We start from the raw sequence: 20,775 nt of genomic DNA, 5'->3' as shown, positions 1-20,775 counted from the left end.
AGCCTCTCACGCGGGTGCGCCGCACCAATCACGCCCGCCGGACGCAGCGAAGCCGGGTAAGCTCAGAAGTGATGCTGGCTGCAAACATGAACCGTGGAAACGACGACAACGGCGACCGTTCCGGCGATGTGCCCGACGATGTCACCGAACCTTGGGCTGCCCCGACGGTGCCGACGGTCGCCCCAGACGGCGGCACCGGGTCCGGGCCGGACACCACGCGCGAACCGTTGAATGCCTACGTGCCGCTCCCCGGGTCGAAGTCGCTGACGGGCCGCGAGCTCATCCTCGCCGCCCTCGCAGACGGCCCGGGCACGCTCCGGGTGCCGCTGCACTCCCGCGACACCGACCTCATGGTGGAGGCGCTGCGCCTCCTCGGCACCGACATCACCCCGCTTGCCGGGAAGAACCCCTACGGTCCGGACCTCCGCGTCACCCCGGCCGAGGAGCTCACAGGGTCGACGAGCATCGACTGCGGCCTCGCCGGCACCGTCATGCGGTTCGTGCCAGCCGTCGCCGCGCTCTCGCTCGGCCCAGTCGCATTCGACGGCGATCCCTACGCGCGCAAGCGGCCGATGCGGCCCGTGCTTGACGCGCTCCGCGCGCTCGGCGCAGACATCTCGGACGACGGCCGCGGCGCGCTCCCCTTCACCGTGCACGGCGGCGGGGGCCTCCGCGGCGGGCGGGTCGAGGTTGACGCGTCGCTGTCCAGCCAGTTCGTATCCGCGCTGCTGCTCTCCGCCCCGCGCTTCGAGCAGGGCGTGCACGTCGTCCACACCGGCGACAGGCTGCCGAGCGTGCCGCACATCGAGATGACGCTCGAGGCGCTCCGGGCCCGCGGCGTCGAGGCTGACTCGCCAGCGACCGGCGAATGGCGGGTCGCGCCCGGCCCCATCCGCGCACGCGAGATCACCATCGAGCCCGACCTGTCCAACGCCGCGCCCTTCCTTGCCGCGGCTCTCGCCGTCGGCGGGACGGTCTCGATCCCGCACTGGCCAGCGGACACCACCCAGGTCGGCGACCAGCTGCGGACGTTGCTGCCCGAATTCGGCGGGACCGCAACTCTCGAGCACGGCGTACTTACAGTCACGGGAACCGGGCGGCTGCGCGGCGTGAACATCCACATGCCCGACGCGGGCGAGCTTTCGCCCACCCTCGTCGGGCTCGCTGCGCTCGCCGCGATGCCACGGCCAGACGGGACGCCGGGTGAGCCGAGCACCATCACCGGCATCGGCCACACGCGGCACCACGAGACCGACCGCATCGCGGCCCTCGTCGCCGAGATCAACCGCCTCGGCGGCAACGCTGAGGAGCTGCCGGACGGGATCGGGATCCACCCCGCTGCCATGCACGGCGGGCTGTGGCAGGCCTACGCCGACCACCGGATCGCGACAACCGGCGCGCTCGTCGGCTTGCTCGTGCCCGGCGTCGAGATCGACGACATCGCCAGCACCTCGAAGACGCTCCCCCAGTTCCCCGAGCTCTGGCGCGGCATGCTGCCAGACGCCGACGGCGCGGAGCACGACGGACTGGGCCTCGGGCTCGACATCGCCGCGGAAGGCGCCGCTCACGGGGCCGCGATCGCCGGCACGCTCGGGCGCATCGCCCGCGGCTTCCTCGAAGGGATCTGAGCGCGTGAGCTGGTTCAACGTCGACGACGAGGACGACGCACCCTACGGCGAGTACGCCGATCACGAGGTACGGACGCGGCCGAATCCGAAGGCGAACCGCCCCCGTACGAAGCGTCGCCCCGAGCACGCCGACGCGGTCACCGGGATGATCACCGCCGTCGACCGCGGCAGGTACACGGCGCTCGTGCCCGCGACCCCCGCGGTGAAGGGCGGCCCCAAGGCCGCGCCCGAACGTGTCGTCGTCGCCGCACGCGCGCGCGAACTCCGCAAGACCGCGATCGTCATCGGCGACAGGGTCCAGCTCGTCGGCGACGTCTCCGGCGACGAGGGCAGCCTGTCGCGCATCGTCGCCGTCGAGGAGCGGACCACGATGCTCAGGCGGAGCGCCGACGACAGCGACCGCGTCGAACGGATCATGGTCGCCAACGCGGAGCAGATGCTCATCGTTGTCGCCGCGGCGAACCCCGAGCCGCGCGTGCGCCTCGTCGACCGCTACCTCGTCGCGGCGTACGACGCGGGCATTCAACCGCTCATCTGCCTCACGAAGATCGACCTCGCCGATCCGGAGCCGTTCCTCGAGAACTTCGCCGCCCTCGAGGTGCCCATCTTCCGCTCCGCCCCCGGGGCCTGGGAGGACGACTCCCCCGCCGGCGTGCTCTCGCAGATCCGCGAGACGCTCGCGGGCAAGACCACGGTCTTCGTCGGGCACTCCGGCGTCGGCAAGTCGACGCTCATCAACGCGCTCGTCCCCGAGGCCGAGCGCGCGACCGGCCACGTGAACGAGGTCACCGGCCGCGGCCGCCACACCTCGTCGTCGTCCGTCGCCTTGCGCGCGGCGACGCCGGGCGCAGCTGCCGGCGAATCCGGCTGGGTGATCGACACCCCCGGAGTCCGCTCGTTCGGGCTCGGGCACGTCACGAGCGACGGGATCCTGCGCGGCTTCACCGACCTGGTTCCCCTTCTCGACGCCTGCCCGCGCGGCTGCTCGCACACCGAGGAAGCGCCCGATTGCGAGCTCGACCTCGCAATCGCAGACGGTCGCCTCGACGCGCTCGGCGCCCGCCGCGTCGAATCGCTCCGCCGCCTCCTGAAATAGCCAGCCAGCGCCTCGCATGCCCCTACACTGGGGGCATGTCCGAGCAGCCGCAGCAGTACGCCAAGTTCCAACCGCCTCCGCAGGGGCAGCCCGCGGCCGCTGCGCCGAAGCCGCTACCCGATCTCGCGCGCGGCTACCTGTCGCTCGTCATGCTCACCCGCCCGATGTTCAGCGTCGTCTTTCCGACCATCGCGCTGATCCTGATCGGCGCATACGGAATCGGCATCGCCGCGCTCTCAGGCGTCGCGGGCCCCTCGCTCATGCTCGCCGTCATCGGCTGGCTCTGCATGATCGCCAGCGTCGTCACGAGCGCGCTCACCGTCCGCGGCATGGTGCGGCACTTCCCGGGCTCGGGGCGCTCGGTCAACGCGCTCCTCTGGCTCGGGCTGGTGCTGCCAAGCGTCGGCTTCCTGCTCATGATCATCGCCCCGACCCTCAGCCCGTTCGCGGAAACCGTCGGCGTGACAAACGGGCTGCCAATGCTCGGCCTGTTCATCGTCGGGATTGTGCTCGTGCCGGCCGCCGGGATAGGGCAGGCGCTCAACATCCGCCGGATCGAGCTCGGCTACGGCCAGGCGGGAGTCACCGCGCTGTGGGCCCTGCAGCAGGGCCAGCTCGCAGAAGAACACAGGCACCTCGCAGGGTTCGCCGTGCCGCGCCAGTACGCGCCGCCGGCGCAGGCGTTCCAGCCGCCCCAGGGAGCCCCGCAGGGGCCGCCACAGGGATTCCAGCCGCCCGGATACCTGCCGCCGCAGGGCTCGCCACAGGGCCCGCCGTTCCCGCCGCAGGGCCCGCCGCAGGCTCCGCCGTTCCCGCCGCAGGCCCCGCCGCAAACCCCGCCTCCCGCCCAGTAGCGGACGCTTGAAGCGCGCCGCCGATAGGCTGGAACGCATGACTGATCGTGTGATTCTTGAGCCAGGTATGCCCGCCCCCGACTTCGCGCTGCTCGACCAGGACGGCGCCGAGCGGTCACTCAGCGAGTTCCGCGGCTCGAAGCTCATCATCTTCTTCTACCCGCAGGCAATGACCCCGGCCTGCACGACCGAGGCGTGCGAGTTCCAGGAGTCAACCACGCCCCTCGAGGCAGCTGGCTACCGCGTCATCGGCATCTCGCGCGACGCCGTCGACAAGCTCAGGCGCTTCGCCGACCGTGACGGGCTGGAGTACCCGCTGCTCAGCGATCCCGACACCGCAGTGCACCGCGCGTATGGCACGTTCGGGGAGAAGAACAGCTACGGGCGGATCGTCGAGGGAGTGATCCGCTCGACATTCATCATCGACGAGCAAGGCGTCATCGAGCGCGCGCTGTACAACATTAAGGCGACCGGACACGTCGCCCGCGTGCTCAAGATGGTTGACGCGTAGCGAACCGCTCGAACGATTCAACGCCGCAGCGCGCGCCGGATTCTACCGGCCGCTGCGGCGTTCGTCGTCCATGAGAAGGCGGCGGCACCGACTGGACACCCCGCGTTCACCCGCGCGAGCGCAGTCGCGAGCGCACGGGATCGCGGGGAGCGCTCGAGCTGGCGTTCGACCGCGCTGCCGGACGCGCCGCGGCGCCGGGCCAGACTCGGGCCGTTAGCCGGCCTCGCTGATCTGCGGAGCCGCCTCAGCGGGCTTACCGATCAGGATCGCCGAGGCGAATCCCACGACTGCCAAGCCGAGCAGGAGCGCCCCGACGGCTGGCGTGCCGAGGATCCCCTGGAAGACTCCGAGGGCGGCGGCGAACATCAGCACGTGGATGGTCACGGCCGAGCCGCGCACCCAACTCCCCTGTCGCCGCATGGCCCCGACGAGGGTCACGGCGATCCAGAGGCACGCCAGGATCATGCTGATGAGCAGGCTCACCCACAGCGGCATCAGCGCCGCCTGGTCAGGCCCCGCCTCCGGAAACGTGGGGATCATGGTGATCACGAGAACGAGCCCAAGCACCAATTCGATGGCCAACACCGCAGTAAGCGCGAGCCAAGCGGAGCGTGAGCGCATATTCGTCACCGTACCTATTCGTTTCCTGAAACAACAGCAAAAAGCCTATTGTCTTTCGTTCAATTCCGTGGAACCATATATTCATCAGAGTTTCGCGCACGCCGGTGTGAGCATTCTCAGTCACGTTGGCAAATGGCAACGCGCGATCTCTCTTAGGCTACCTGGCCTTTGCTGATTAGCGCGTGTACAGATTGAGCATCGCACGTGCGACGCAGAGGAGGTAAGTATGGATTGGCGTGAACAGGCTGCGTGTCTGACCGTAGATCCCGAGCTGTTTTTTCCGGTTGGCAACACCGGTCCGGCAGTGGATCAGATTGAGCGAGCGAAGGCCGTCTGCGCCCGCTGCCCAGTAACCGAGATGTGCCTCCAGTACGCGATGGACACCGGTCAGGACTCAGGCGTCTGGGGCGGCCTCAGCGAGGACGAGCGCCGCGCGCTCAAGCGTCGCGCAGCACGCGCCCGCCGCGCTTCCTAAGCACTCCCGCCGCTCACGCGGCCGCAAGCGAGTCCCGGCACCCGACAGGGTGCCGGGACTCGCTGCGTTATGGGCGGCCCGAACATACGACTGTGGGCTGCGCCCGGCCGAAGCCGCGCGCAGCCCACAGCTGCGTGTCCGTCGTTCGCTGCCTCGGCAGCTCTCCCGTTAGTCGGTGCCGGAGTCGAACGCTGCGGCGAGACCCAGCTCGTCACCATTCTCGTCGATGCCGCTGACCGCGGTCGCGATCTCGTCTGCCCCGCCAGCCTCAAGCTTGCCGACGAGCTCAGCGGTCGCACCGCCGACGAGCCCCATCGCCGCGTACTGTTCGAGGCGCTGACGCGAGTCGGCGATGTCGAGGTTACGCATAGTGAGCTGACCGATGCGGTCCTCGGGACCGAACGCCGCACCCACGGTGCGCTCCATCGAAAGCTTCTCGGGGTGGTAGCTGAGGTTCGGGCCCTCGGTGTTGAGGATCGTGTAGTCGTCGCCGCGGCGCAGGCGCAGCGTGACCTCGCCAGTCACGGCCGAGCCGACCCAGCGCTGCAGCGCCTCGCGGAGCATGAGCGACTCGGGGTCGAGCCAGCGGCCCTCGTACATGAGGCGACCGAGCTTGCGGCCATCGTTGTGGTAGCTCGCGAGCGTGTTCTCGTTGTGGATCGCGTTCACGAGGCGCTCGTACGTGATGTGCAGCAGCGCCATGCCAGGCGCCTCGTAGATGCCGCGCGACTTCGCCTCGATGATGCGGTTCTCGATCTGGTCGGAGATACCGAGGCCGTGCCGGCCACCGATCGCGTTTGCCTCGTACACGAGCGCTACGGGGTCGTCGTACTCAACACCGTTGATCGCGACGGGGCGACCTGCCTCGAACCGAACGGAGACCTCCTCGGTGACGACCTCGACGTCCTCGCGCCAGGCGGCGACGCCCATGATGGGGGTCACGATGTCCAGGCCGTTGTCGAGGAACTCGAGGTGCTTTGCCTCGTGGCTCGCGCCCCAGATGTTGGCGTCGGTCGAGTACGCCTTCTCGGCCGAGTCGCGGTACGGGTAGCCGTGCGCGACGAGCCACTCGCTCATCTCGTGTCGGCCGCCGAGCTCCTCAACGAACTGGCTGTCGAGCCACGGCTTGTAGATGCGAAGCGAGGGGTTCGCCATGAGACCGTAGCGGTAGAAGCGCTCGATATCGTTGCCCTTGTAGGTCGAACCGTCGCCCCAGATGTCGACGCCGTCTTCCTTCATCGCACGAACGAGCAGCGTGCCCGTCACCGCGCGACCGACCGGGGTCGTGTTGAAGTAGGTCTTGCCGCCCGAGCGCACGTTGAACGCGCCGGTCTGCAGCGCCACGAAGCCTTCCTCAACGAGCGCGCGCTTCGCGTCGACGTGACGCGCGATCTCCGCGCCGTACTCCTTCGCGCGGGCCGCGACACCGTCGAGGTCGGGCTCGTCGTACTGGCCGATATCAGCGGTGTAGGTGCAGGGAATCGCACCGTTTTCGCGCATCCATGCAACAGCGCAGGAGGTGTCGAGACCACCGGAGAACGCGATACCAACGCGCTCGCCTACAGGAAGGGAAGAAAGAACTTTGGACATGCTTCTATCCTATGGGTGCTTGACGCGCCGGGTGAACGCGCCGGGGCCGAAGACTCACCGCAATGGCGGCAGCGCCGAGCAGCAAGAGCGCGCCGCCAGACACCCAGCCTGCGACGTGCGCGGATCCGCCGGTCTCTGCGATGGCCTGCTTCGGAGCAGGTGGCTCCACGGCGCCGGGCTTCTCTGACTCTCCCGATCCCTCGACCGCGGAGTCGTCCGCGAGCGCGAGGCTTGAAATGGTCGTGTAGCCAATGCCAGCAACGTGCATGATGAGGTGGTGGTCGCCGGGCTCGACACCCGCGAGGTCGAATGCGCCGGTGACCACTCCGCGATCCCACTCAACCAAACCGAGCGCGACGGGCGTCGAACGCATGTTGCCGATGATGCTCGAGCGCGCCCCCTGCATCTTCTTCGCGAAGTCGCTCATCGCGTCGAAGGCTTCGTTGCGTTTGCCCGACAGTGACTGGATTCGCAGCATGTCCATCTGCTGCGAGTTCGCACTGGAATCCGTGAGGGCCTTGAGGTGCGTGAGCAGGGCCTCGGCTTGCTCGGGTCGTTCCGCCGCGGGCGCGTCAAGGAATGCATGCGCGACACCGGCATCACGAGCCGTTGCCGCGGCCGCAGTGTACGCCTCGTCATTCGGTGTCGCAATAAACGCCCGAACCGCGTTAGCCGCGGCCGCGAACAGCCCGAGCTGCGCGTTGCGCTGCTGCACGAAGATGATCTGGTCAGCGAGCTCCCGATTCAGCACACTCGAGCCCTGCGACTGTACGGCGAGCAGCGCGGTCTCCAGATCAAGACTGAGCACGTCAACGTTCGGCTCAGTCGGGCGCAAAAACGCCGCGATCGTCGGGCTGAGGATGCCGTTGGCCAACTGCTGCTGGGGGCCCGTCACGCCAAGCGCGAGGCCAAGCACCTGGCCGTTCGCATTCGCGATCACGACCCCGTCCCCCGCGGCGTTCTGCGTGGCAGAGAGGAGGGCCGCGAGCGCCTCCTCTGACATGTCGCCGAGCGCCCCGCCGAGCTGGGCGGGGGTACCCGGGCCGCTGAATACGGCGCCGCCTAGGACACCCGGCGGAAGTAGCAGATTCGGGGCTTCACCGCCGGGCTCGGGGTCGGGTGTCGTCGCTGTCGAGACGAGTTCGAACGCGCGCTCGACCGAGTGCTCAGAGACGCCCCCACTGATGCGAGGGAGCGCGAAAGCGTCATTCGCGGGCTGAGCGTCGGCGAGCGTCGTGCCGGGCGGCGGAACGAACCGGACGCTGTAGTCGGCGTCCGAGCTCGTCGGGACCGCTGCCGAGGCAAACGTGCCATCGGCCGCGACGTCAAGAGTTTGCAGGTCAACACCACCACTCACGAGGGCGAGCTTCGCGCCGGCGAGGCTCGTCACGGGGGCGCCCTTCATCGTCGCGGTGATGGTGCCGGAGACGGTGCCGATGGGGCCCCAAAGGCGCACGTTCACGGGCTCGTCGGAGCTGAGGCGGAACTCGGACCGTGACGACACGCTCTCGAGGTCGCCCTGGGCGCCCGGCCACACGGCGTCAACGATGTAGCTCGTATCTGGGCCCGTCACGGAGACCGCTGCCAGGCCGTCCTGCCCCGCAACGCCCGCGGCCACCTCGACCAGCTCGCCGGTGTCGCCGTCAAACCCGCTGACCGAGACGCGGGTGCCAGGCAGCGGCTTCGCCGTCGAGCCGTCATCGAGCGACACGGCGATCTCAACCTCGCGCGTCAGGCTGGCCTCGGGCTGGCCGTCGGTCGCGTGACCTGCGGCGGGTATCCCCGTCACGGTGAGCGCAGCGGCAAGCATTGCCGCCCCCAGTGCCGGCAGGCGCGATGATTCACGTCGCATGTGTCGTTCCCCCTAGATCGAATGCAATAACTTTGCACAGACTACAAGAATGGACACTATCCAATATTTTTGTCAAGTAGGGTGGAGACTCAACCGCGATCGGGGTGAGTACGCGCCCCACCAGGAGGAGTCATGACGGAGGGCCTGCGCGAACGCAAGATGCGGCTCACGCGCGAGCAGATGGAGGCCGCTGCCGTCGAGATCGCCTACGCAGAGGGAGTCGCTGCAGTCACTGTGGATCGCGTATGCGCCGCAGCGATGGTGTCGAGAAGCACGTTCTTCAACTACTTTCCTTCCCTCGAGCAGGCGATCTTCGGTTCGCCGCTCGAGTTCGACCCCGAGCTCACCACGCGGATCCTGACCGAGCGCTCCGGCGACCTCGTCGTCGCCTCGTCGCTCATCGTCATGGAGTCCGTGCGTGGCCAAGCGGATAACCCGGTCACCAAGAAACGTCTCGCGCTGTTCTCGCGGGAGCCTGGGGTGACGAGTCGAGTCTCGTGGTCGAGCGGCACGAGCACGGACAGGCTCGTCGCGGTGCTCACCTCGTGGCTCGACGAACACCCCGACGATGCCAGGTTGGAGGGGGTTGCGCACGAAACCGAGGCTCGGCTCGCGGTGAACCTGTCGATCGCGCTCGGCGACGAGGCCCAGCGACACGTGCGCGAGGTCGATGGCGAACTCGTCATCGATATCGACACCTTTACCCGGATTCGCAGGCAGCTCACTGCCCTCGTGACGCCGCAAGGCTGACGACGGCCGCGGGCGGGCGGGCGCCGATCAGATGAGGCCGAGCGCCGCCACCTGATCGCGCTCGGCGGCCAGCTCGGCGACGGAGGCGTCGATGCGCGCGCGCGAGAAGTCGTCGACGTCGAGGCCCTCGACAACCTGCCACTGTCCATTGATCGAGCGCGCCGGTACTGAGGCGATGAGGCCCTCCGGAATGCCGTAGGCGCCCGTTGACGGGAGCGAGACTGAGGTCCAGGGCGCCGCGGCGCCGGACGTCGCCGCCGCGTTGCCCGTGCCGAGCACCCAGTCGTGGACGTGATCGATCGCCGCGTTCGCCGCCGACGCGACCGACGAGCCGCCGCGCACCTCGATGATCTCAGCGCCGCGGTTCGCGACCCGGTCCACGTACTCGCCGCGGCCCCAGCTTTCCCCGACGATCTCGAGCGCGGGGCGCCCCGCGACGGTTGCGTGGCTGAGGTCCGGGTACTGCGTGGTCGAGTGATTGCCCCAGATTGTCACGCCCGCAATGTCCGCCACCGCGGCGCCCGCCCGCTCGGCGAGCAGGCCGACCGCACGGTTGTGGTCGAGCCGCGTGAGCGCCGTGAAGCGTTCGGCTGGCACGTCCGGCGCGTTTCGCTGCGCGATGAGGGCGTTCGTGTTTGCGGGGTTGCCGACGACGAGCACGCGAACGTCATCCGCGGCGTTGTCGTTGATCGCCCGCCCCTGCGGGCCGAAGATCGCACCGTTCGCGGCGAGCAGGTCGGCGCGCTCCATCCCTGCGGTGCGGGGCCGCGAGCCGACGAGCAGGGCGACGTTCGCCCCGTCAAAGCCCTGTTCGGGCGCCGTGGCAATATCGACGCTCGTGAGCAGCGGGAAAGCGCAGTCGGTGAGCTCGAGGGCCGCACCCTCGGCGCCCTTGACGCCCTGCGGGATCTCAAGCAGCCTGAGCGCGACGGGTTGGTCGGGGCCGAAGAGAGCGCCAGACGCGATCCGGAACATCGCCGCGTACCCGATCTGGCCGCCCGCTCCCGTGAGGGTGACGGTGATGGGCGCCGGCCTGGCCGCGCCGCTGGTTGCAGATGTACTCATCATGACTCCGTTCGTTGCGTTGCTGACTGAGGGAGGGGTGAAGCGTGTGACGCGTCTCCGGCCGGCCTGCCGCCGGGTGGCGTGGATCGGGGCTAGCCGTGCTGGCTCGCATGCTCCGCGAGCACCGCGTCCGAGAAGGGCGGCCAGGCCTCCGCCGACCACTCGCCGAAGTTCTTATCAGCGAGGCCGACACAGGCGAGGCCGGCGACCGGGTCAACCCACAGGAAGGTTCCCGCTTGGCCGAAGTGGCCGAACGTCTGGGGGCTGTTCGTGTGCCCGGTCCAGTGCGGCGTCTTTGAATCCTTGATCTCGAATCCGAGCCCCCAGTCGTTCGGGCGCTGGCGGCCGTACCCCGGCAGCACCCCGTCGATCCCGGGGAACACGACCTGCGTCGCCTGCGCGATCGTCTCCGGGTGCAGCAGCTTCGGGTTCTGCAGCTCGGCCGCGAAACGCGACAGGTCGGCTGCTGTCGAGACCCCGCCCGCTGCGGGGCTGCCCATCAGCTTCGTGGAGTGCATGCCGAGCGGCTCGAGCAGCCCCTCGCGAAGGTAGTCCTCGAACGGCATCTCGGCGCGCTCCGTGAACGTCTCGGCGAGGACGTCGATGCCGAGGTTCGAATAGATGCGGCGCTGCCCGGGCCGGCCGCGCACGACGTCCTCCGAGAAGTCGAGGCCAGACGCGTGCGCGAGCAGGTGCCTGATCGTCGAGCCCTCGGGGCCGGCTGGGTCGTCGAGTTCGAGGGCGCCCTCCTCGACGGCAAGCAGGATCGCGCTCGCGCTCAGCAGCTTCGTGACCGAGGCGAGCGCGAACTGGCGGTCCTGGTCGCCCCGGGTGCCGAGCACGGATCCGTCTTTCGCGATGACTGCGACGGCAGCGTTGTCGACGGGCCAGGTATCCATGAGGCTCAGACTCTCCATAGCTCCACGCTACTCGGTCGCCCTGCGAGCCCGGCAACTTTGTCTACGGATTGACGGAGTTCCTGCCCCGCAAAGTACGTCAAACCATAGAGAAAGTTGGGGCGCGGGGCCCGGCCGGGCCGGGGGCCGGGGCCGGGCCGGGGCCGGGGCCGGGCCGGGCCGGCTCCGGCTAGCGGGCGTCCATCTCGTGCGGGTTCGACCCGAAGTTCTTCTGCTCGTCGAGGGCGTCAATCGCGGCCATCTCGGCGTCCGAGAGCTCGAAGTCGAAGATCTGCGCGTTCTCCACCATGCGCTCGGCGCGCACCGTCTTCGGGAACACGATCCGCCCCTGCTGCGCGTGCCAGCGCAGGATCACCTGAGCCGGGGTCTTCGCGTGCGCGGCAGCAGCATCAGCGATCGCCGGGCGCTCGAACAGGTCGGACTTGCCCTGCGCCAGCGGACCCCAGGCCTCGATCCGGATCCCCTTCGCCTCGCAGTACTCAACCAGCTCGCGGCGCTGGTGCAGCGGGTGCAGTTCGATCTGGTTCACGGTCGGCACGACACCGGTCTCCGAGATGATCTCCTCGAGGTCGGAGATCTCGAAGTTCGAGACACCGATCGAGGTCGCGCGCCCCGACTCGTGGATCTTCAGCAGCGACTTCCACGCCGTCAACGCCTCGCCGAACATCGGCTGCGGCCAGTGCACGAGGTAGAGGTCGACGCGGTCAAGCCCGAGCTTGTCGAGGCTCTCGGCGAAGGCCTCCTCACCGCGGGTCTGGTCGCTGTTCCACAGCTTCGTGGTCACGAAGAGCTCCTCGCGCGGAATGCCGCTCGCAGCGATCGCGGCCCCCACCTCGGCCTCGTTCCGGTAGATCGCGGCGGTGTCGATGTGACGATAGCCGGCGGCGAGCGCATCGGCGACAACGCGCTCGGCCTCGCCGGGGTCGACCTTGAAGACGCCCAGCCCAAGCTGGGGAATCTCGGTGCCGTCGTGCAGGGTGATGTTCGGGATATCGAGTGCAGCCACAGTCTCTCCTTGAAGTCGAATGGGTGCCAGTCTATGACTCGCGCGATAATGGATCCTGTTATGTCGAACCCCGAAGGCCACGCCCCCCGCATCGAGTTCCCTGAGGAGCTCCCGGTCTCGCAGATGCGAGACGAGATTCAGCAGGCGATCTCCGACCACCAGGTCGTCATCGTCGCGGGCGAGACGGGGTCGGGAAAGACCACGCAGCTCCCGAAGATCGCGCTCGCGCTCGGCCGGGAGCGGATCGCGCACACGCAGCCGCGCAGGATCGCCGCCCGCACGATCGCCGAACGCATCGCCGAGGAGACCGGCACCGAGCTCGGCGGGCTCGTCGGCTACCAGGTGCGGTTCACCGATCAGGCGTCGAAGGACACGAAGATCCGGCTGATGACCGACGGGATCCTGCTGAACGCGATCCATCGGGATCGGGATCTCAAGGCCTACGACACGATCATCATCGACGAGGCGCACGAGCGTTCGCTGAACATCGACTTCCTGCTCGGATACCTGCGGACGCTCTTGCCCCGCCGCCCCGACCTGAAGGTCATCATCACGTCGGCGACGATCGATCCCGAATCGTTCGCGAAGCACTTCGCTGACCACCGCACCGGCGAGCCCGCCCCGATCATTGAGGTGTCGGGCCGCACCTACCCCGTCGAGATCCGCTACCGGCCGCTCATCGAGGAGCGCGAGGTCGTCGACCCGAAGACCAAACAGCCGAAGACCCGTAAGATCGAGCGCGACGTGTTCGAGGCGATCGGCGAGGCCGTCGACGAGCTTGGGCGCGAGTCGCGCGGCGACGTGCTCGTGTTCCTCTCGGGCGAGGCGGAGATCCGCGACGCCGCCGACGCGCTGCAGGGGCGCGCGGGTCGCGGCGGGCCGGCGAACCGCACCGAGATCCTCCCCCTCTACGGCAGGCTGTCCGCGGCCGAGCAGCATCGGGTGTTCGAGCGCCGCCAGGATTCGGGCGCGCGCCGGATCGTGCTCGCGACGAACGTCGCCGAGACCTCGCTGACCGTCCCTGGTATCCGATACGTCATCGACGCCGGCACGGCGCGCATCTCGCGCTACTCGTCGCGGTCGAAGGTGCAGCGGCTCCCGATCGAGGCGATTTCGCAGGCGAGCGCGAACCAGCGCTCCGGCCGGTCAGGGCGCACGAGCAACGGCATCGCGATCCGGCTGTACAGCGAGGAGGACTTCGAGTCTCGCCCCGCGTTCACGGAGCCGGAGATCCGGCGCACCGGCCTCGCGAGCGTGATCCTGCAGATGCTTTCGCTCGGGCTCGGCGACATCGCGGGCTTCCCGTTCCTCACTCCCCCGGACCAGCGCGGGATTCGCGACGGCCTCGGCCTGCTCGAGGAGCTCGGGGCGGTGCGCCCGGCCAGCCGGGGCCGTGCGAAGCGCGACTCGGAGGCCGCGGCATCCGACGGTGCGACTTCTGGCGGCGCGACCCACGCGATCACGAAGACCGGCCGCGAGCTCGCCCGGCTGCCGATCGAGCCACGGTTTGCGCGCATGGTGATCGAGGCGCGCAGGCACGAGGTCGTCCCTGAGGTGCTCGCAATCGTCGCGGGGCTCACTATCCAGGACGTGCGCGAGCGGCCCGTCGCAGAGCGCGCGCAGGCCGATCAGTTCCACGCGCGGTTCAACGACCCGCTCGGCGATCTCATGACCCTGCTCAATCTCTGGAACCACCTGCAGAAGCAGCAGGCCGAGCTCTCGTCGAGCGCGTTCCGCAGGCTCTGCAAGAAGGAGTTCTTGAACTTCCTGCGGGTGCGTGAGTGGATGGACCTCGTCAGGCAGCTGTCTCGGGCAGCGGGCGTCAAGGGGCAGGTGCGGGAGGACACCGGCGGGTCGGCGGAACTCATTCACCGGTCGGTGCTCGCGGGTCTCCTCTCGCAGCTCGGCGTGCGCGATGACCGGCAGGATCGGACCACCCCGGGCCGCGGTCGCGAGGTGCCCGGCGCGGTGAAGCGCAAGCCGGCGCAGGAGTATCTCGGCTCGCGCGGCACCCGGTTCGTGCTCTACCCGGGATCGGTGCTCGCGAAGAAACCGCCGGAGGTCGTGATGAGCGTCGAGCTCGTCGAGACGAGCCGGCTGTTCGCGCGCTCGAACGCCCAGGTCGAGCCCGAGTGGGCTGAGGAGCTCGCGGGCTCCCTCGCGAAGCGTCAGCTCTCCGAGCCCCGCTGGGAGCGCAAGCAGGGCGCGGCCGTCGCGACCGAGCGCGTCACGCTGTACGGCGTGCCCATCGTCACCGGCCGTCGCGTGCAGCTCTCACGGTTCGACCCGGTCGAGGCGCGCGAGCTGTTCATCAGGCACGCGCTCGTCGACGGCGACTGGGATTCGCCGCAGGCGTTCGACCGCGCGAATCACCAGCTCCGGCGCGAGCTCGTGCAGCTCGAGGAGCGTACCCGCCGCCGCGACATTCTCGACGGCGACGAGGCGGTGTTCGAGTTCTACGATGCGCGCATCCCGAAGGACGTCGCGAGCACGCGCGACTTCGAGGGCTGGTGGAAGACGAAGCGGTCGGAGGATCCGCAGTACCTCCATCTCAAGCGCGAGGACCTGCTCGAGGAAGAGTCGGTCGAGGTCGATGAGGCCGAGTACCCGCGCCAGTGGCAGCACGGTGACCAGTCGCTGAAGCTCAAGTACCGGTTCGACCCCACGAGCGACGACGACGGCGTCACCGTGAACGTGCCGCTCCCCCTTCTCCCGCGCCTCGCGCAGGGCGACTTCGAGAAGCTCGTGCCCGGCATGCGCGAGGAGCTCGTCACCGCGCTCATCAAGACGCTGCCGAAGGCGATCCGCAAGCACGTCGTCCCCGCCGCGGACTGGGCGCGCACACTGCTCAGCGCGGTGGGCCCGAAGCTCGACGGCGACGGCGCGGGTGGCGCCGACGTGTCGCTCACGCAGCTCCTCGCCGACGAGATCAGGCGCCGCACGAGCCAGCAGGTGCAGCCAAGCGACTTCGACCCGTCGCGGCTCCCTGCGCACCTCACGCCGACGTTCCGCGTCATTGACGCGCGCGGCCGCACGGTCGGGGCCGGCAAGGATCTCGCCGAGCTCCAGGCGAAGCACAAGGAGCAGGCGACGAAGGGCGTCGCCAGGGTTGCGCAGGCGGCGCTCCCGAAGAGCGAGCTCGAGCGCACCGGCGCGACGACGTGGGAGTTCGGTGACCTCCCCAAGCACGTGGATTCGAGCTACGCAAAGGGTCGGTCGGGCAGCGCGGGAGTCGTTCGCGCCTACCCGGCGATCGTGGATCGGCGCACGAGCGTTGATCTCGGACTCGTTGCCGATGAGGCGGAGCAGCGGCGCGCCTCGCGGCGCGGGATCCGCCGCCTCGTCGTGCTGTCGAGCCCGTCGCCCGCGAGCTACGTGCGCGACCACCTCTCAAATCAGGAGAAGCTGCTGCTCGGGGCCGGCCCGTACCGCTCGCTCGACACCGCGATCGCCGACGTCTCACTCGCCGTTGCGGATCGGGTGATTCAGCGCCACGCACCCGACGGCCTCGTCTGGCGCGCGGCCGACTTCGAGGCGATCGCGAACGACTACGCGCGCAGCCTCATCGACGAGATCTACGGCACGATCGCGCTCACCGCGAAGGTCCTCGACGGGGCGCGCCTGGCGAAGAAAGCAATCGACCAGGCGAAGTCGCTGCAGGTGCTCGGCCAGGTCGCCGACGCCGCGAAGCAACTCGACGGCCTTGTCTTCGACGGCTTCGTGTCGCGGACCGGCGCGACCCAGCTCGAGCGCGTTCCCGTCTACCTCGAAGCGCTGCGGCTGCGCATGCAGGCGCTGCCGGCGAACCCTGGACGTGACCGGGCCTGGCAGAACGACGTCGACCGCGCGCTCGTGCTCTTCGACGAGGCTGGAGGTAAGATTCCGCTGCCTGTCGACGCGCCTGCGCACATCGAGCGCACCCGCTGGCTCATCGAGGAGTTCAGGGTCAGCCTGTTCGCGCAGCAGCTCCGTGCTTCCGAGGCGGTGTCGCTGCAGCGGATCCAGAAGGCGCTCGCAGGCTAACGGCGGTGCGGCGGGCTAGCCGCCGTCGCCCGGACGCGCGAGTATCCCGAGCGGTACACCGGCCTCCTCGCACGCGCTTCCCAGCGCCCGGCTTGCCTCTTCAATCGCCCCGGGATCGCGAGGGTCGGCCTCGGCGCTCTCTCGGAGCGCCACCACCTTGCTGCTGAGTTCGCCGGGAGCCCGCTCCATGATCGTGGCGTAGCCGTCGAACACCGAGTTCCGGACGGCGTCGGCCGCGTCACCCGCCAGCACCCCTTTGCCCTCGTCGATCCCCGCACGCCAGTGGGCGGCCTCCAGCGCGTTGAGCTGACCGCACACGAACGCAGCGTCCGTGGGACCTGCCTGCGTTTCCGCGGGCTCAGCACCGTCCTGCGACTCAGGGGTAGCCGCCGGGGCACAGGCTGCGAGCGTGAGAGTCGTCGCCACGGCAAGCGTGACGAGGCCCCAGGCCTGGTTCGGGCGAGAAGTGCCTGGCATGATACTTCGCTCCTTCACGAATCCTCAGCTGGTGCCCCGACCCTAGCAGGTGCCCTCAACATGGCCTCTCGAATCCCCCCAATTATTCACCGTGCCAAAACCGCGAAGCGTGTCGATTCGGGGTGCCCGCGAGGACTAGAATCGCCTGATGGGCATTTACCGCGACCTCGCGCGCAATGAGGGCGTTTTTCGTATTCTTTTCTCGCAGCTCACCGCGAGGTTCCCGTTTGGGATGCTGTCCATTATCGTGCTCCTGCACATGCAGGAGCAGTTCGGCGAGTACACCGCTGCCGGCATCGTGCTCGCGACGCAAAGCATCGGCCAGGCGATCTCGGGGCCGCTGTCGAGCCGCCTCATGGGCCGCTTCGGCATGCGCCGCGTGCTGTGGATCACCTCGGTGCTCTGCAGCGGCTTCATCGTGCTCATCGCGTTCGTGCATCTGCCGCTCGCGGTGACCGCGCTGATCTCATTCTCGATCGGCCTGACGACGCCACCGATCACTCCCGCCGTGCGTACCCTTTACCCGCGCCTCGTGCCCGGCAAGCAGATCTCGGCGCTGTTCTCGCTTGACGCGGCGGCGCAGGAGCTCATCTGGGTGCTCGGCCCGGTCATCGCCGTCTTCGTTGCCGCCCAGTTCGGCACCGCGGTCGGGCTGTCGGTCGCCGCCGCGTTCATGCTGCTCGGCGGGGCCTGGTTCATCATGAGCCGCCCGGTCGGGGTCGTGAAGATTCCGCCGTCGAAGGCGAGCCTTGGCGCTGTGCTGAAGCGCCCGACCGTCATCATCGCGACCGTCATCGGCTTCTTCTTCGTCGCGTCCTTCGCGGCGATCGAGGCAGGCGTCGTGCGCGCGTTCGCCCCCGCTGCGGAGGGCGGCCACTCGAGCATCGAGTCGGGTATCGTCCTCGCAGTGTTTGCTGGCGGCTCGCTCGTGGGCGGACTCATCATCGGGCACCGCCCGCTGCGCCCGTGGTCGCTCGCGATCAGGATCGGCGTGGTGCTCGTCGGCACCGCCGCCTGCCTCGTCAGCCTGAACATCTGGTGGCTGTCGATCGTGCTGTTCATCGGTGGCCTGGGAACGGCCCCGACCTTCGCTGGCATCTCGAGCATGATCGGGTCGACCGTGAAGTTCTCGGAGACCGCCGAGGCGTTCGGCTGGATCGGCACCGGGCAGCTCGTCGGCGTCGCAACGGGGTCGGCGATTGCTGGCGTCGCGATCGACGCGATGGGCGCGCAGGGCGCGATCATCGTATCGACCGGCCTCATCCTCGTCGCGGGCGTCGTCGCGCTGTGCACCACGAGGTGGGTGCCGGACCTCAAGGACCGCGACATCGAGCAGCCGCCGGAGACCGGCACGATCACCCTCCCGCTCCCGTAACGATCCGGGGGCTGCTCTTCCGGGGTCTTCCCCGCCTGGCTATCGTTAGCTCATGAGAACCACGCGACTCCTGGCGGCAGCTGCCGCTACCCTCCTGGCGGTCGGCCTCGCGGGGTGCGCTGCCTCGTCGCCAGACGTCGCCGGCGTTCCCGCCATTGATTCGATGGCGGGCGGAGAGTTCGCCTCGTCCTCCGACAGTATGGCGGAGCAGAGCTCCGGCATCGTCGACGGTAACCGCACGGCCGAGGCGGGCGAAACTCGCTCGATCGTCCGCTCGGCGTCGGTGGCGCTCACAGTGCAGAACGCGCGCGACGCCGCAGACGACGTTGCCGCCCTCGCCAAGCGCCTCGGGGGCTCGGTGTCGTCCCAGTCGATCAGTGGCGATGGGGGCACCGCGAGAACCGGGGAGGTCGCGATCAGAGTCCCCGCGGAGCGCCTCGACGAGGCCATCGCAGACCTCGGCAAGCTCGGCGACGTGACGGCTGACTCACGGTCCGCCGAAGACGTCACCGAGGTCCACGTCGATCTCACGGCGCGCGTCGCCGCGCTGGAGGCTTCCGTCGCGCGGCTCACCGACCTCATGGCGGGGGCCGCCACGACGAGTGAGCTCATCGAGGCAGAGAGCGCCCTGTCCGGGAGACAGCAGGAGCTCGACGGGCTGAGGGCGCAGCTCGAGTCTCTCGAAGGTCAGGTCGAGCAGGCGAGCATCTGGGTGTCGTTGAGCGAGCAGAGCCCGCTTCCCGGCGGCGGGCCGCACTCCTTCTGGGACGCCCTGCAGGCCGGCGTCGCCTCGATCGGTTCGTTCTTCGTCGGGGCGTTCGTCGGCCTCGGATTCGCGCTGCCGTGGCTCGCGCTGCTGGCGATCGTGGTCGCGGCGATCTTCATCCCGCTGCGCCGGCGCAGGCGACGCGCCCGGAGCGCTCAGGCGCCTGAGAAACCGCTGAGCACCAATGCTGCGGAATCAGTCGCGGAAGAGCACACCTCCTAGCGAATCGATCATTGTTGCCCCATCAGGATCGCCAAAAGAGCAGCGCGTGGGACGCTAGTGATACTCATCGAGGTGTGAAAGACTAGCCTCAACCAGTCACCGACGAAGTCACTAAGGAGTGAGTCAACTATGGGCACCTTCGCCGTCATTAACCCGGCTACGGGCGAGAAGCTCGCAGAGTACCCGGACGCGACCGCTGCTGACATCGAAGCGGCACTCGCTTCGACGCAGCAGACCTACCAGGAGTGGTCGCGCAAGACCACCGTCGCCGAGCGCGCCGCACTCGCAAAGCGTGCCGCGGAGCTCTTCGACGAGCGCAAGGAAGAACTCGGCGCGATCATCAACCGCGAGATGGGCAAGCCCCTCGACCAGTCGATCGGCGAGGCCGAGTTCTCGGGCGCGATCACCGCTGCGTTCGCAGACAACGCTGAGAAGTGGCTCGCGGACGAGCACCTCGAGGTCGAGGACGGCCTGAAGACGTTCTTCCGTTTCCAGGGCACCGGCGTCATCCTCGGCATCATGCCGTGGAACTACCCGTACTACCAGGTCGCGCGCTTCGCCGTGCCGAACCTGATTCTCGGCAACACCATCATCCTCAAGCACGCTGCGCAGTGCCCCGAGTCGGCCCTCGCGCTCGAGCAGCTGTTCCTCGACGCCGGCTTCCCCAAGGGTGCCTACGTCAACGTCTTCGCGACGCACGAGCAGGTCAGCGACATCATCGCCGATGACCGCGTGCAGGGCGTCTCGCTCACCGGTTCGGAGCGCGCAGGCGCGATCGTCGCTGAGCAGGCCGGCCGCGCACTGAAGAAGTGCGTGCTCGAGCTCGGCGGCTCGGACGTCTTCCTCGTGCTCGACTCGGCAAACCTCGACCACGCGGTCGAGCACGCTGTCGGCGGCCGCATGGAGAACACCGGCCAGGCGTGCAACGGCTCGAAGCGCATCGTGGTCATGGACAAGTACTTCGACGAGTTCTCGGAGAAGTTCCAGGCCGCTATCGCCGGCCAGTCCTACAGCGACGGCGACTTCGGCCCGATGTCGTCTGAGGCTGCGACGAAGACCCTCGCTGCTCAGGTGCAGGGCGCGATCGACCAGGGTGCCGAGGTTGTCGTTGGCAACAACGAGCCCGAGGGCAACGTCTACACCCCGTCGATCATCACGAACATCACCCCGAAGATGGACGTCTACAGCCAGGAGCTGTTCGGCCCCGTCGCACAGCTGTACAAGGTATCGAGCGACGAAGAGGCGATCCAGCTCGCCAACTCCTCGCCCTACGGCCTCGGCTCGGTCATCATCTGCGACGATCTCGATCGCGCGGAGCAGGTCGGCAACCAGCTCGACGTCGGCATGGTCTTCATCGGTGGCGCGGGCCTCGAGGGCGCTGACGTGCCCTTCGGCGGCGTCAAGAAGTCGGGCTACGGGCGCGAGCTCGGCAAGGTCGGCATGCTTGAGTTCGCCAACAAGAAGCTCTTCCGCTACGCAGGCTAAGCGCTTCGGCAGCCACTGAGGGGGTGCGGATCCAACTGGATCCGCACCCCCTCAGTGCGTTG

General features: G+C 68.6%; 17 protein-coding genes. 10 read left to right on the top strand and 7 right to left on the bottom strand.

The genetic code is table 11. The features are described from left to right. The first annotated feature begins 86 nt into the window (after positions 1-86). Genes aroA through bcp form a run of 4 tightly spaced genes read left to right on the top strand, consistent with a single transcriptional unit; the run spans position 87 to position 4,089 of the window. Positions 87-1,628, top strand: a complete 1,542-nt coding sequence (aroA, locus tag BJ960_RS05615) for a 3-phosphoshikimate 1-carboxyvinyltransferase (protein ID WP_237463640.1) — start codon at positions 87-89, stop codon at positions 1,626-1,628. A gap of 4 nt (positions 1,629-1,632) precedes the next feature. Next, positions 1,633-2,724 (top strand): ribosome small subunit-dependent GTPase A, encoded by a 1,092-nt coding sequence (gene rsgA, locus BJ960_RS05610; RefSeq protein WP_121077341.1) that lies wholly within the window; start codon positions 1,633-1,635, stop codon positions 2,722-2,724. 35 nt (positions 2,725-2,759) lie between these two features. Then, positions 2,760-3,578: a hypothetical protein gene (locus BJ960_RS05605; RefSeq protein WP_185986568.1), complete on the top strand. Its 819-nt coding sequence runs from the start codon at positions 2,760-2,762 to the stop codon at positions 3,576-3,578. A 37-nt stretch (positions 3,579-3,615) separates the two neighbouring features. Continuing rightward, positions 3,616-4,089, top strand: coding sequence for a thioredoxin-dependent thiol peroxidase (gene bcp, locus BJ960_RS05600; protein ID WP_185986567.1), 474 nt, complete (start codon positions 3,616-3,618; stop codon positions 4,087-4,089). A 213-nt stretch (positions 4,090-4,302) separates the two neighbouring features. On the opposite strand, the gene BJ960_RS05595 is transcribed toward bcp, so the two are convergent. Then, positions 4,303-4,710 carry a hypothetical protein gene (locus BJ960_RS05595; protein ID WP_121077347.1) on the bottom strand — a complete coding sequence of 136 codons (408 nt, stop codon included), beginning with the start codon at positions 4,708-4,710 and terminating at the stop codon, positions 4,303-4,305. Positions 4,711-4,936: 226 nt separating this feature from the next. On the opposite strand from BJ960_RS05595, the gene BJ960_RS05590 reads away from it, so the two are divergent. After that, positions 4,937-5,185 (top strand): WhiB family transcriptional regulator, encoded by a 249-nt coding sequence (locus BJ960_RS05590; RefSeq protein WP_042543325.1) that lies wholly within the window; start codon positions 4,937-4,939, stop codon positions 5,183-5,185. Between the two features lie 168 nt (positions 5,186-5,353). On the opposite strand, the gene argG is transcribed toward BJ960_RS05590, so the two are convergent. After that, positions 5,354-6,775 (bottom strand): argininosuccinate synthase, encoded by a 1,422-nt coding sequence (gene argG / locus BJ960_RS05585; protein WP_121077349.1) that lies wholly within the window; start codon positions 6,773-6,775, stop codon positions 5,354-5,356. A gap of 4 nt (positions 6,776-6,779) precedes the next feature. After that, positions 6,780-8,627 (bottom strand): hypothetical protein, encoded by a 1,848-nt coding sequence (locus tag BJ960_RS05580; RefSeq protein WP_185988354.1) that lies wholly within the window; start codon positions 8,625-8,627, stop codon positions 6,780-6,782. Between the two features lie 132 nt (positions 8,628-8,759). Between BJ960_RS05580 and BJ960_RS05575 the strand changes: the two genes are divergently transcribed. Next, positions 8,760-9,377 (top strand): TetR family transcriptional regulator, encoded by a 618-nt coding sequence (locus tag BJ960_RS05575; RefSeq protein ID WP_185986566.1) that lies wholly within the window; start codon positions 8,760-8,762, stop codon positions 9,375-9,377. 27 nt (positions 9,378-9,404) lie between these two features. Here BJ960_RS05575 and BJ960_RS05570 read toward each other — a convergent pair whose 3' ends face one another. The 3 genes from BJ960_RS05570 to BJ960_RS05560 all read right to left on the bottom strand — a co-directional run bounded on the left by BJ960_RS05570 (position 9,405) and on the right by BJ960_RS05560 (position 12,365). Then, positions 9,405-10,442 (bottom strand): malate dehydrogenase, encoded by a 1,038-nt coding sequence (locus BJ960_RS05570; protein ID WP_185986565.1) that lies wholly within the window; start codon positions 10,440-10,442, stop codon positions 9,405-9,407. A gap of 92 nt (positions 10,443-10,534) precedes the next feature. After that, positions 10,535-11,359 (bottom strand): serine hydrolase domain-containing protein, encoded by an 825-nt coding sequence (locus BJ960_RS05565; RefSeq protein ID WP_185986564.1) that lies wholly within the window; start codon positions 11,357-11,359, stop codon positions 10,535-10,537. 169 nt (positions 11,360-11,528) lie between these two features. After that, entirely contained in the window at positions 11,529-12,365 is an 837-nt protein-coding gene (locus BJ960_RS05560) for an aldo/keto reductase (protein ID WP_121077353.1), read from the bottom strand. A 60-nt stretch (positions 12,366-12,425) separates the two neighbouring features. On the opposite strand from BJ960_RS05560, the gene hrpA reads away from it, so the two are divergent. Continuing rightward, positions 12,426-16,388, top strand: coding sequence for an ATP-dependent RNA helicase HrpA (gene hrpA, locus BJ960_RS05555; protein WP_185986563.1), 3,963 nt, complete (start codon positions 12,426-12,428; stop codon positions 16,386-16,388). A gap of 15 nt (positions 16,389-16,403) precedes the next feature. Here hrpA and BJ960_RS05550 read toward each other — a convergent pair whose 3' ends face one another. Then, a complete protein-coding gene (locus tag BJ960_RS05550; RefSeq protein WP_185986562.1) occupies positions 16,404-16,865 on the bottom strand; it encodes a hypothetical protein in 462 nt (153 codons plus the stop codon). A 148-nt stretch (positions 16,866-17,013) separates the two neighbouring features. Between BJ960_RS05550 and BJ960_RS05545 the strand changes: the two genes are divergently transcribed. The 3 genes from BJ960_RS05545 to BJ960_RS05535 all read left to right on the top strand — a co-directional run bounded on the left by BJ960_RS05545 (position 17,014) and on the right by BJ960_RS05535 (position 20,713). Beyond that, positions 17,014-18,240, top strand: a complete 1,227-nt coding sequence (locus BJ960_RS05545; protein WP_185986561.1) for an MFS transporter — start codon at positions 17,014-17,016, stop codon at positions 18,238-18,240. Between the two features lie 52 nt (positions 18,241-18,292). Continuing rightward, positions 18,293-19,228 carry a DUF4349 domain-containing protein gene (locus tag BJ960_RS05540; protein WP_185986560.1) on the top strand — a complete coding sequence of 312 codons (936 nt, stop codon included), beginning with the start codon at positions 18,293-18,295 and terminating at the stop codon, positions 19,226-19,228. A 129-nt stretch (positions 19,229-19,357) separates the two neighbouring features. Continuing rightward, complete coding sequence (locus BJ960_RS05535; RefSeq protein ID WP_121077363.1) at positions 19,358-20,713, top strand: NAD-dependent succinate-semialdehyde dehydrogenase; 1,356 nt, start codon at positions 19,358-19,360, stop codon at positions 20,711-20,713. The last annotated feature ends 62 nt before the right edge of the window (positions 20,714-20,775 follow it).

It is taken from the genome of Leucobacter aridicollis (genome assembly GCF_013409595.1).
GTDB classification, from domain to species: domain Bacteria; phylum Actinomycetota; class Actinomycetes; order Actinomycetales; family Microbacteriaceae; genus Leucobacter; species Leucobacter aridicollis.
The sequence above is the reverse complement of the archived record's forward strand: the minus strand, read 5'-3'. Positions and strand labels throughout refer to the sequence as shown.